This is a genomic window from Gemmatimonadota bacterium (genome assembly GCA_039715185.1).
Lineage (GTDB): Bacteria > Gemmatimonadota > Gemmatimonadetes > Longimicrobiales > RSA9 > DATHRK01.
Map to the genome: position 1 here is coordinate 1 of JBDLIA010000099.1, position 11,691 is coordinate 11,691.

The window sequence follows — 11,691 nt, forward strand, 5'->3', positions numbered from 1 at the left end:
TGCCCGCTGAGCTCCGCAGCATGACCATACCTCCTGCCAAATAGCGTCAGAGGGGTGGCGACGCGTGCACGTCGCCCCCCTGGATGTCGTGGTGTGCGTGTTCCCCGCGCCGGGGTGCCCTACTCCTTCAGTACGCGGGCGATGGCCGGCTCGAACTCCTGATCTTCTCCCACCCCTGTGTAGACTACCCTTCCCTCACGGTCGAGCAGGACGAGGAAGCCCGTCGTGGGGGCCATGAAAGCCCTGGTGGCGCGCCCTCGTCCGTCCCACAGAACCCTGCCGTGCAACGGGTGCCGGCTCATGTAGCGGCGAATCCTGCGAGGATTCTGATTGACCCCGACCGCTACCAGCACGAAGTCCACATCCTCGCCCCAGGTTTCAGCGGCTACGCGCAAGCGCGGCTCGAGGGCGGCGCATACCTCGCACCAGGTCGCCCAGAACTGCACCAGGGCCGGCCCCTGGCCGATGTATTCCCCCAGGCTCACCGGATTACCTTCCAGGTCCTCCAGCAGAACCGCCTCCGGCACCTCCCCGATGGCGATGCCGACGTGCTGCGCCGCCGCCGGGCCCGCGCAGGCCGCGCCGAAGGCGACGCCGGCCGCCACCCGCCCCAACCAGGTCCTGGCGGCGCCGTTCACAGCGCGTAGCCCGCGCGCACCAGGTAGTACTCGGCAACGAGAAACATGATCAGCCCCGCAATGCGCTTGATCCGCACCATCCACGCGCCCGAGCGCGGCAGCCGGGACAGGGTCCCGGCGGACAGCCCTACGGCCACCAGGAGCGCCGTCATCCCGAGCGAGAACACGAACAGGTAGACGAAGCCCAACGTCGGGCTCCCGACGGTCCCCACCCAGGTCAGCACCGCGGCGAAAGCGGGTGCCCCACACGGGGCGGCGACCACGCCCGAGGTTGCCCCCAGCACGAAGACGGCCGGGATGGATCCACCTCCCAGCCCTCCCGCCCACGCCTCCAGCCTGCGCGGAGCCCGAACGGGAATCACATCCAACATTGCCAACCCGAACAGGATCAGCAGGTTCCCGGCGGCGAGGCTCGCCCACGGGCTCGCCGAAACCGTGCCGAAGATCGTCCCCGTGAGTCCCGCGATCAGGCCCATGGTGGCATACAGCAGCGCAAGGCCAAGGACGTAGGCGGCGGTGAGGGTGATGATCCGGCCCTTCGACCTGGCCTCGGTCTCGACCCCGGACAGCGCAGCAGCGGCGATGGGAATCATCGGATAGACGCAGGGCGTCAGGCTTGTCAGCACCCCCGCCGCGAACAGCAGGGGCATGGCCAGCAACGGACTGCCCTGGAGAGAATCCCCCAGCGGAACCTGCGTCAAGCCCGTCAGGAGGGCGGGCCCGGTCATCGTAAAAAGCTGCATGTGGCGTGGTTCGGGGTTGGTCGGCCCGTCCGGGGACCGCTACGTCCGGGGGGACCCTAGCGCGGGTCCGCGCTTCCAACAACCGGGCCGGGGAGGCCGACGTGCCGGAGCCCCATTCCAGTCTGGGCCGGGTGGGGCTCCCTTCTTCCCTCACCTGGAAACGAATGCGAGGCTTCAGCCACCGCGGTCGACGCCAGGGCTCCCGGCCCGCCGCGCCTGCGACGGCGCGGCGGGCCACAGGAAACGCCTACTCTCCCGCCGCGGTGATTTTTTCTACGGCGGTGTTGGTGTCCCAGAGGGCGTTGGCCATGAAGCGGAAGTTGGCCACGGCGCTCTGGTAGCCGTCGAGCTCGGGCAGCTTGGCCGCGGCGGTCGCGTCCTTGACCACCGCCACCTCGAAGCCCTGCTCGAGCAGCTCGCGCATGTGCGCCTCGGTGCACAGGTTCGCCGACATGCCGGCCAGGATCACCCGGTCGATGCCGCGCTTGCGCAGCTGGAGCACCAGGTCGTTGGTCTCCGGCCCGTACACCTTGTGCGGGCTCGTAATGACCGTCTCGCCGTCCTCCAGGTAGGGCTTGTATTGCTCCAGCCAGTCGGCGCCCGATCCCTCGAAGCCCTCCAGGCTCAGCGGGCTCACCCGATCGAACATGCCGATGTTGTGCATGAGCACTTCCAGCGCGCCGCCGAACTGCCAGCCGTGGTCGGTCGGGTAGTAGTAGTGCGGCGAGACGAACACCTGCATGCCCTGCTCTTTGGCGCTCGCGAGCAGGCGCTCGAGATTCTCCACCGTGTTGTTCTCCGTTACGCTCTCTCCCACCACGCCCCAGGTCACGCCTTCGGGGCTCAGGAAGTCGTTCTGCGGGTCGGTGATCACCAGCGCCGTGTTCTCGGTGTCCACCTCCATGCCGGGGTCCGGTAGCTGCGCCAACAGCCCCGCCGGTACCAGCACCAATACGGCGACCAGAAACGCGCCGGCGGCGATCGGTCGTTTGCTCATGCGTGTTCTCCAGGGTCCTGGGATAAACCGTAACTAGAAGTAGCACAGTAATGCCGGACGCGGCCCCCCGCAAGGAAATCGATGCTACCCGGAGGGCGCTGCCGCGGGGTGCATGCGAAACGGCCGGGGCATGCACCCCGGCCGCTCGCGATCATCGCGCGCACACCATGCGCTTCGGATTCGTTTGGCCCGAAGCGTCAGGTGTGCCGGCTACTTGCAGCGCAGGTTGGGCCCGCGCTGCCGACACGCGATCGCGGCCATGGCCGTGTCGCTGCCGTTGTCGTCGGTCACCGTGAGCTCGACTACGAAGTCTCCCGCTCCACCATAGATATGCGAGGGCGATACGCCGTTGCCGTTAGAGCCATCGTCGAAGTCCCAGGCGTAGCTCAGCGTACCCACGCCTGTGGACGCGCTGGCATCGAACGAGCACGTGTCGCTGTTCGAGCAGTCGAAGCTGAACGCCGCGTTCAGGCCCGCGGGCGGTGGCGGCGGCGGCGGCGGGCTCCCGCCCCCGACCGCGTTGAGAGCGCCGAGCTCGGCTACGATGTTGGGCATGGGGCTGAACACCCACAACGAGCCGGGCCCGTTTCCACCCCACAGGATCCCCTCGAGGCGGACGTCGCCTCCCCCGAGTTCCGTGAACGTGGGTGAGCCGCTGTCGCCGGAACCGACGATCTGACGATCGCGCGGGCTGATGCGGTCCACCAGCTCCTGAAACAGCATCACGATGTTGGTGCCGCTAACGCCCACGTGAATGCAGCTCCCCCGGAGCCTTCCGCGAGTGTAGCCGGTGGTTCGTCCCACCTTGAAGACAATCGCGCCCTCGAGCCCGCAACTCGTACCGACGGCACCGCCGCGCTGCTCCGAGATCGCCCATGTCCCCTGGGCATCGAGAGATCCCAGGCTCAGCGGCCGCGCGATCGCCCCGAGCGCGAACGCTCGGGCTCCGGTAAGCTGAATCAGCGCCGCGTCGCTCCGCCTGCACACGCTACCGCCAGGGCAGCCACCGCCGGAAAAGAAGGCGGGGTCGGCCGCCTCCGTGCCGATCTGGGCTGGCTCCGAGGTTGAGAGCGGCTGCCAGTACGGCGTCCCCTCCACACCCCCCCGCGTAGTCGTGCAATGTGAATTCGTGACGAAATGCGTCGCGGTGCCTCCGCCTCCCACGCCGAAGCCGAGCGTGCACAGAAAGCCCGGGAAGTGGATCTGAATGCCGCCGGCCATGGGATCGAAAGTGCCCTGGAGACTCTGCAGCGCCAGGATGGGCTCCGCTTCCTCCACGACCAGCGCCTCGGGAGAGATCCCCAGCCCCGACGCGAGCGCTCGGATGGGTCCCTCGGCCCCCGGCGTGCTCACGCCGACGACGATGCGGTTCTCGCTCTCGCGAAGGTCCGTGAACACGACATCCCCGGCGGCGAATGCGCCGCGGGTCAGGCCTTCGAACCATTCCGAGAGTTGGAGGTAGTCGAAATCGCCCCGCCGTACGCGGACCTGTCCAGGAGCGTACCCCTCCTGCGCCAGCCAGGCGGACAACGCGCCCTCGACCTGGGGGCGCCTACTGGTGTCGGTCAGGTAGACCGTCGGTGCACCGTCGTCCAGGAAGACTCCGCCGAATTCCGGAACGGCGGCCGCGATTGCCGCGCGATCCGGGGGCGATCCCTGGGCGTGCGCGGGGATGCGCGCGGCGTCTATGTCGGCCGGGGTGTCCGGCGATAGGCTGTCATTGACGTCCGAACAGGCGGACAGCACTAGCGCCGCCGCGGCGATCGTCGCCGCGCCGGGTGAACTGAAACGATGCATGGCGGATTCCTCCCGATGGCTGTATGCCAGGCCTGCTGTGCGAAATCGGCGCCGGGGGGAGAGCGCACCGATCGCCGCTCAAGATGCGACGACCGACGGGCCGACTTCGACACATGCAGAGTTGCCCCTGGAATAGGCGCGCGTCAAGAACGACGTCTCCTGGCTCGCCGTCGCCGGGGCTCCTTCACCAGGCGATCCCCCAGTCCTCCCCGTGGTCGCTCGCCGCGCCCCAGAAGGTGCCGTGCTCGCGGTCGAAGCGGATCGCCGTCATCGGCCCCGACGTGCGGTCCACGAAGCTGATCCCATAGCCGCGTGACCGCAGCTCGTCGACCACCCACGGCGGCGTGGCGGAGTTCAGCGACAGGCCCCCCGCCACCCGCTCGTGATCGCCGAACGAATTGTGCAGCTGCGCCGTATGGAAGTTCGCCGCCTCGGCTGCCTCGTTCACCTCCATGCCGAACTCCACCACGTTCAGGAAGAACTGCAGGCTATTCTGATCCTGGAAGTCCCCGCCCTGGATCGAGAAGGACAGGAAGGGCTCGCCGTCCTTGAGCGCCATGCTGGGGGTCAGCGTGACGCGCGGCCGCTTGCCGGGCGCGATCACGTTGTAGGGGTTCTCCACCTCGTCCACCACGAAGCTCTGGGCGCGTTGGCTCATGCCGATCCCCGTGCCGCCGGCGATGACGGCCGGAATCCAGCCGCCCGACGGGGTCACTGACACCACCCACCCGGAAGCGTCGGCCGCCTGAATCGAGGTCGTACCTGTGGCCGCCAACTCCCACCAGTCGCCGGCCTCTCCGCGATCCCCCTCCAGCAGCGCCTGCGCCGCGCTGGCCGGTCTCGCGATCGTGTCCAGGTCGAGCGGCCAATGCTGCAGCAGGTCCAGGAACGGGTTGTCGCCCTCCTGGAAGAGATACGGATCGCCGGGCTTCACGCGCGCGTCGTTCTGGTCGGGATCGAAGTCCTCCATGCGCGCACGCGCGTACTCCTTGGACAGGAGTCCGGCGACGGGCTCGGCCGGCGCCGAGTAGGGATCCCCGTAGTAGAAGTCGCGGTCCGCGTACGCGCGGCTCATCGCCTGGTAGACCGTGTGCACGTAGTTGGCGCTGTTGTAGCCCAGGCCGGCCAGGTCCAGCGGCTCCAGCAGATTGAGCATCTGCAGCAGCACGGGGCCCTGCGTCCACGTCGTGAGCTTGTAGACGTCGATGCCCTTGTAGGACGTCTTGACCGGCTCCTCGATGCGCACGCTCCAGTCCGCCAGGTCGGCGACCGTCATGGGGGAGCCCAGCTCGTTGGCGCCGCGCACGAACTCCCGGGCGATGTCGCCGCGGTAGAAACGGTCGTACGCCGCCATGATGGCCTCCGCGCGGCTCGCGCCTCCGGCCAGCGCCTCGCGCTCCGCCTGCACCAGCTTGCGCAGGGTCGTGGCCAGGTTCGCCTGCCGAAAGATCGCCCCCGGCTCGGGCGGCTCCCGCTCGCCGTCCACCTCGTTGGGTAAGAACACGTCCATCGACGCGGGCCACTGCTCTATCTCATCGCGGAAGCGGCGAATCGAGCGCACGGCCTGGCCCTCGATGGGGTAGCCGTCCGCCATCCGTATGGCGGGCTCGAGTACGTCGGCAAGCGACAGAGTGCCGTACTCGGCTACCATCACCATGAGCGCGCCCGGCGTGCCCGGAGTCACGGCCGCCAGCGGGCCGAACCGCGGAGGATGGCGCATGCCCCGGCTGCGGAAAAACTCCGGCGTGGACCCGGAGGGAGCCACGCCCAGCCCGTTTATGCCCACCACCTCGCGGGTGCGCGGGTCGTAAATCAGCGCCTGGGTTTCTCCGCCCCAGGACAGGACGTCCCACATGGTCGAGGTGGCCGCCAGCATCGCGGCCGCGGCGTCGACCGCGTTGCCACCCTTCTGGAAGACCATGGCGCCGGCGGTGGCGGCCAGCGGCTTGCCGGTGATGGCAATCCACTCCTGGCCGTGCAGCACGGGTCGGTTCGGCCGCCCCTGGCCTGCGGCGGGCGCGGCGAACAGCGCCCAAGCGGCGCCCAGGAGCACGGTCGTTCCCAGCGAACGGGATCGGCGTCGGGGAGCGTGGGCGCGGGGCGAGCGGTGCGCTGCGGCGTGGCGCGAGCGCTGCGAAGGGTACGCGAACATGGCGAACGTCTCCCGGGTCGATGACTGTGGGAGCGACATGATATGGTCGCGCGGCCACGCTCGCGACCGGCTACCGCGTCAGTCCACCGCCGGCTCCAGATCGCGCGGCCGGACGTATCCGGTCTCCCCGTCCGGCAGGCTCACTCGATACGCGCCACCAGAGGCCGCCAACACCCGCAGAACGGCGTTCTCGGGGATGCCGCGCGGCGCCCCACCCGCGCCCGTGGACAGCCGCAAAGGCACCGCCTCCCCGGCTAGCCGCATGCGTACGCCGAGGGCCCCGGCGTCCGCGGTCACCTCCGCCACTCGTGGCTCCCAGGCCCGCAGCCACTGGTCGGGGTCCGTGGGGCCCTCGCCCCGGCGATAGACGCCGAAGTGCAGATGCGGTGGCGTGGTGCGCGCGTTCCCGGTATTGCCGACGAAACCGAGCGTGTCCCCTGGCTCGACCCACTGCCCGGTCGACACGACCTGGCTGTCCAGGTGCGCGTAGTAGATGGCCAGCTCCCGCTGCTCATCCCTGAGCCAGACGGTCTTGCCCCCGCGCGGCGTGTTGCGAACGCGTGTGACCCGTCCGGTCGCCGCCGCCAAGGCGGGGGTCCCCCGGGACGCGAAGATATCCACGCCGTGGTGGCTGCGCCGGCCGCCATCCCGCGGGTCTCCATAAACGCTCCTGACGGCTCCCCACGACCCCCCCTCTACCGGGAAGGCCAGGGCCGGCTCCGAGCGCAACTCGACGGTGATCGTCCCCGAGCGCAGGAGCTCGGGCTGGAGCCTGAACACGAAGTCGCGGTCGCGGCGCGGCTCCCACGAGAACGTGAGGGCCGTGGAATCCAGCGTCGCCACGAGCCGAGGCGCGGTCAGGGAGTCTCGCGCCGCCCGGTACAGATCTGCGTACACCCGGGTGCGCGCCAGACCCTGGAGCTCGATCGTGGCGGTGATGCGCCGTCCGCGTAGACCACGCAGGCGGTACCCGAGCGCCACCGCCGAGTCCGCGGGGAAGAACGCGGTCTCGCGGAGCGGCAGCTCGATCGGAATGGGATCCGTCAGCGCCCTGTCGCCCGCGACCACCCAGTCGCGGCCCAGGGCGGTCTCGTCCAGACGCGCCTGCCGCAGGCTTTCGCGGTACGCCTCGCGCGGTGAGTCGATGCGCGGCAGCGTGACGAGGTCGGTAGCCGCCTCGCACCCCAGAGCCAGCACACCGGCCAAAGAAGTGACGATGAGCACGCGTACGCGCGCTCCCTGGCGCGGGCCGGGCCGCTCCAGCCGGCGGCCTCCAGCGTCCGGCGCTGGGCCGCTTGCTCTCGCGGCGATCCTGGGTCGCATGGGCCCTCATAGGCGCAGCGCCCGCCCCAGGTTCCACACGGATTGTCAGAGATATGAGAAGGCGGCGCCGGACGCGACTCGCCTCAGACGGCTTGCGGCGCGCCCACCAGGTCGTAATCGGAAAGCTCCGGTCGACTCGACAGCCTGTCGATCACCGACCGGCAGTGCTGCTCTACCCTGGCGAGGAAAAGCGCCCGCGGGACCCGCTCCAGGACGCGGTGCTTTTTCGGCGCCTTGTGCACGTGGTCGCCCCCGATCCGCAGCTTGCCGGGATCCGTGCCCGCGAACGCGGCGATGCGATTCAGGCTGTGCGACAGCCGCTGCGTGGGGACGACGAGCAGCCGCTCCTCCGGAACCGCGTCCAGCACCTTCTCGTTGTGCCGGGCCCAGTACGAGAGATACGCCGCGAGCGGGTACTCGCCCATTTCACGCAGCGCGTCCGTCTCGTACTCGAACCCCTCACCGCCGTAGTAGACGTCGCGCAGGTTGGTGCTCGGCTCGGGAACGTTCAGGTGCTGATCGATAACGGAGTTCAGCCAGGAGTGGCAGTCGCGCACGGTCAGCAGGAATTTGGCGTTGGGGAACTCGGCTACGAGCAGGTCGGCGAACCAGGCCAGCGGGTGCGCCGACTCGCATTCGAGCCACATGGTCGCGTCTCGGTCACGCAGCCAGCGCCTGTCGCGGTTGTCGCTCGCGTGTCCGGCGATGCGGCCGGGGAGGCGCTCGACGAACTCGGCATAGCGACCTTCGTGGCGAGCCCGAAACGATGCGCCGAAAACCGCCGCGACGGACTTCGTGCCGGTCTTGGGCGCGCCTATGCAGTAGACGTGCACGGAACGCGGTTGGGCGATCGATCGGATGAGCCGGCTCGCCCTGGGCCGCGACGCCAAAAAGTCGACGAGAACCTGCTTGGGCTCGATCATGGCGGTGGTGCCCAGCACGTTTCGGGCCGATCTGGATGCAAAAACCCCCGCTGGCGGACGAATCCACCACCGGGGGCTCTCGACACTGGCGAGGTGCGAGCTCCGCTCTCGGGTTCGGTGCGCATCCTCAGACACGCGCGACTCTCGCTCTCTCTCCGTCGCCGGGCGGTCCCCGACTCAGGTCGCCCTCGATCAAGGGCTTCGGTTGCGGCCAGTGACCTCACAACCGTCTCGCTTGGGCCGAACTTCCCAGCGAGCCGCCGCCCAGAAAAGCGTCCTTTCTCGACGGCCGCGCTTGAGCGATCCTACAACCGCTGAACCACTCTCGCTTGACACCATGATAGGGCTCCGGAGCCCTGTCGTCAATGATCGTGGTATTCTTGTAAACTATTGCACGGTACGTAGTTACGTCGAAGTCAGGTTTAGCGGCTCAGCGGGCCCGGATTTCCACACCGGAACTTGTTGGTCCGCGCGCGATTAGCCGTTTGTAACGATTATCATCCACACGCTATCCGGCGGTTTCGCACACGGCATCCACAGCGGCAGCCAATTTGTCGACGATGCGTTGTGGATAATGAGGTCGGCTTGCGCGGCAGGAACTTGCGCTGGACCGCGGCTGCTCACCCAGGCTCGCCGCGCCGAAAATACAGAGGAGGCAGGTATGGGCTCGCTCGCCGCGCCCGCTTGGCAGACACTTCACGATGTCGCGCGGGGCGACCTGCTTCCCGCACGGCTGGTGTTGCACTCCGCAGCACAATTGTTGCGCGCGTACGCGCTCGAGTTCGTGCCTGAAGCAGCGGATGGCGCCCACACGGCGCTCTACTGGCACCCGGAAACCCAGGAGTTCGGCACCGACGCCGCGGACGCGGACGCGCCCCCGCTCTTTCTGCACCCTGGTTCGCTCACGCTGCGGTACGGGACCGAGGCTCGCCTGGCGTTGCCCGGCGAGACGCTGGAGGGCGCGCTCGAGTGGCTGGGCGCGCGGGCGGGTCCGGCCGGCAAGCTGGAGGTTGAGCCGGCACGGGTCCCGCAGCACGAGCTGAGAGCGGGCGGCGTTTTTCCTCCGGCGGACGCCGCTCACGCGGAGCTCGCGCGCTGGTTCCATGACGCCCACCTGGCGTTGAACGTTCTCGCCGCCGGGAATCCGTCGTGGAGTCCCGTCCGGTGCTGGCCCCATCACTTCGACATCGCCACGCTTCTGGTCCTGGACGATGTCGGGGTAGACCCCGAAGACGCGCGTTCGGTGGGAGTTGGCTTGAGCCCCGGTGACGAGGACCACGACGACCCGTATTGGTACGTCAACGTGTGGCCCGTGCCGGCGTCTCCTTCTCTGCCAGAGTTACCGATAGGACGATGGCATACCGAGGGGTGGGTGGGCGCCGTGCTGGACGCTTCGGAAGTCGCCGCCCGGGATTCCGCCGATCAGGAGCGAGCGGTTCGCGACTTCGTCGCCGCCGCGGTAGAAGGCGCGCGCTCGATGCTGGAAGTCTGAGGAGAATACGGGTATAAACCAAGAGCCCCCGACACCGGACGAATCCGATACCGGGGGCTCAAGTCACTGACAGAAAGCCGAATTCGCTTTGGTTCGGTTGGTCACGCCCTGAGGCGGACACGAACCCAGCTTCCTGCTCCCCACTCGTCGAGCGGTCTTCGACGACCAGGCGCTCCTGATCGGGAGCTTTTCGGCTGCGGCCAGTGACCTCGCAGCCGGCCCACTGGAACCGAACACCCAGCGAGCAGCCGACCGGAAAAGCGTCCTTTTCGGCGGCGTCCCTCAAGTGACTCGGTTGACCGCTCAAGTCCTTGAGTGTGATAACAAGCTAGTGGGATGCAGGGTCTTCGTCAAGCAACTTGGAGATGTCGTAAATTATTATGGGATAACGACTTGCGAGTAACGGTCCGGTGGCCGCATCGCGGGCGCGGGTATCCACATTGTAACCGATTGAATCCTCTCGGCTTACGTCATTGTAACGATCTGCTCCACAGAGATATCGTCAGCCCAGGACACGCTTTTCCACCGATATCAGCAAGTTGTCAACATCGGAATGTGGACAACCCTCTTCTTCCGACGGCCGCGTGCGAACCTCAATGGGGCACGACCGGCTGAACCGCTATGCCTCCGCCGTAGACCAGGTGTGGAGCACCCTCGGCAACGCGCGACGCCTCGGCGGCCGACGCGGCTCGGATCAGGAACAGCCCCACGGGAGCCGCCGGGGCAAAATCGCTCGAGGCGGGCAACCGAGCGACCGGTTCACCGAGCTCCTCCGCCAGCACGAGCCGCCCCTGCCGGTCGAGTTGGTTCGCCCACGCCGCGTACTCGGCCACCCGCGAGGCCTCTTGCCCCGCCGGGGGCTCCCGGTACTCGGGGCCTGACAGCAGCGTGACAGCCCACAGGGGCTCGGCCGAGGAAGCATCGTCGCCGAGACCCGGTGAACCGCTCGGCACCCCCCAGACTCCCACGCCGACGCCCGCCAGGAACACGGCCGCGGCTGCCGCTGCCAGCGGTATCCGCCTGGGCGGCCGGAACGCTCCGCGGAAGCGGAGTCCGTCGACCACTCCCCGCTCCAATCCCGGGGGCGTCGGCGCGTCGTTCAGTGAAGACAGGTCGACCTCCGGCGGATCATCATCGAGGTGGGTGCTCATGGCGCTGGATCGGGTTCGGGATTCAGATTCCGACGAGCCCCCTGGTGTGCGGGGGCCGTCAGGCGAGCGCGGAGCGCGGCGCGGGCGCGGGACAACTGACTCTTGCTCGTACCGGCGCTCACCCCGAGCGCGGCGCCGACCTCGGCGTGCGTGTAGCCCTCGAGGTCGTGCATGAGCAGGACGGTCCGATACCCCTCGGGAAGCGCGTCCACGGCGGTTCGCAGATCGAGTCGGGCCTCGTGATCGGCGGCCGGCTCGCCGATGACCGCGTCGTCGAAGGGGCCCGCCTCGGGCCCGCGCGCGCGACGCCGCTCGCGCCAGCAGTTCCAGGCGATGCCGGCCAGCCAGGGTCCGAGCCGGGCGTCGTGGTGAAACGAAGTCAGGCGAGCCGTCGCCCGGAACCAGGTCTCCTGGAAGATGTCCGTGGCGTCGTCCTCTTCGCCGCGGGCGAGGCGCAGCGCCAGCCGCCAGAGGG

The 11,691-nt window shown here is 68.5% G+C and carries 10 protein-coding genes; 1 reads left to right on the top strand and 9 read right to left on the bottom strand.

Annotated elements, in window-relative coordinates; all coding sequences use genetic code 11:
• Positions 1–119: 119 nt before the first annotated feature.
• From ABFS34_14065 to ABFS34_14095, 7 genes are all read right to left on the bottom strand, one after another.
• Positions 120–638 (bottom strand): TlpA disulfide reductase family protein, encoded by a 519-nt coding sequence (locus ABFS34_14065; GenBank protein ID MEN8376568.1) that lies wholly within the window; start codon positions 636–638, stop codon positions 120–122.
• On the bottom strand, positions 635–1,381 hold the full coding sequence (locus ABFS34_14070; GenBank protein MEN8376569.1) for a cytochrome c biogenesis protein CcdA: 747 nt from the start codon (positions 1,379–1,381) through the stop codon (positions 635–637). Before ABFS34_14070 ends, ABFS34_14065 begins: the two co-directional genes overlap by 4 nt.
• Positions 1,382–1,628: 247 nt before the next feature.
• Complete coding sequence (locus ABFS34_14075; GenBank protein MEN8376570.1) at positions 1,629–2,378, bottom strand: cysteine hydrolase; 750 nt, start codon at positions 2,376–2,378, stop codon at positions 1,629–1,631.
• A 210-nt stretch (positions 2,379–2,588) separates the two neighbouring features.
• Positions 2,589–4,175, bottom strand: a complete 1,587-nt coding sequence (locus ABFS34_14080; GenBank protein MEN8376571.1) for a PKD domain-containing protein — start codon at positions 4,173–4,175, stop codon at positions 2,589–2,591.
• A gap of 184 nt (positions 4,176–4,359) precedes the next feature.
• Positions 4,360–6,327, bottom strand: a complete 1,968-nt coding sequence (locus ABFS34_14085; protein MEN8376572.1) for a gamma-glutamyltransferase — start codon at positions 6,325–6,327, stop codon at positions 4,360–4,362.
• Positions 6,328–6,405: 78 nt separating this feature from the next.
• Positions 6,406–7,650 carry a M23 family metallopeptidase gene (locus tag ABFS34_14090; protein ID MEN8376573.1) on the bottom strand — a complete coding sequence of 415 codons (1,245 nt, stop codon included), beginning with the start codon at positions 7,648–7,650 and terminating at the stop codon, positions 6,406–6,408.
• 83 nt (positions 7,651–7,733) lie between these two features.
• Positions 7,734–8,591 carry a sulfotransferase gene (locus ABFS34_14095; GenBank protein MEN8376574.1) on the bottom strand — a complete coding sequence of 286 codons (858 nt, stop codon included), beginning with the start codon at positions 8,589–8,591 and terminating at the stop codon, positions 7,734–7,736.
• Positions 8,592–9,234: 643 nt separating this feature from the next.
• Between ABFS34_14095 and ABFS34_14100 the strand changes: the two genes are divergently transcribed.
• Entirely contained in the window at positions 9,235–10,065 is an 831-nt protein-coding gene (locus ABFS34_14100; GenBank protein MEN8376575.1) for a hypothetical protein, read from the top strand.
• A gap of 593 nt (positions 10,066–10,658) precedes the next feature.
• Here the strand turns inward: ABFS34_14100 and ABFS34_14105 are convergent.
• Complete coding sequence (locus tag ABFS34_14105; protein ID MEN8376576.1) at positions 10,659–11,216, bottom strand: hypothetical protein; 558 nt, start codon at positions 11,214–11,216, stop codon at positions 10,659–10,661.
• On the bottom strand, positions 11,213–11,691 hold a 479-nt coding region (locus tag ABFS34_14110), incomplete at its 5' end, for a sigma-70 family RNA polymerase sigma factor (protein ID MEN8376577.1). The genes ABFS34_14105 and ABFS34_14110, both read right to left, overlap by 4 nt.

Excerpts from the sequence above, each read along its gene's own strand:
- ABFS34_14070 (MEN8376569.1), bottom strand. The coding sequence starts at position 1,381 with ATGCAGCTTTTTACGATGACCGGGCCCGCCCTCCTGACGGGCTTGACG.
- ABFS34_14105 (MEN8376576.1), bottom strand. The coding sequence starts at position 11,216 with ATGAGCACCCACCTCGATGATGATCCGCCGGAGGTCGACCTGTCTTCA.
- ABFS34_14085 (MEN8376572.1), bottom strand. The coding sequence starts at position 6,327 with ATGTTCGCGTACCCTTCGCAGCGCTCGCGCCACGCCGCAGCGCACCGC.
- ABFS34_14080 (MEN8376571.1), bottom strand. The coding sequence starts at position 4,175 with ATGCATCGTTTCAGTTCACCCGGCGCGGCGACGATCGCCGCGGCGGCG.
- ABFS34_14100 (MEN8376575.1), top strand. The coding sequence starts at position 9,235 with ATGGGCTCGCTCGCCGCGCCCGCTTGGCAGACACTTCACGATGTCGCG.
- ABFS34_14075 (MEN8376570.1), bottom strand. The coding sequence starts at position 2,378 with ATGAGCAAACGACCGATCGCCGCCGGCGCGTTTCTGGTCGCCGTATTG.
- ABFS34_14090 (MEN8376573.1), bottom strand. The coding sequence starts at position 7,650 with ATGCGACCCAGGATCGCCGCGAGAGCAAGCGGCCCAGCGCCGGACGCT.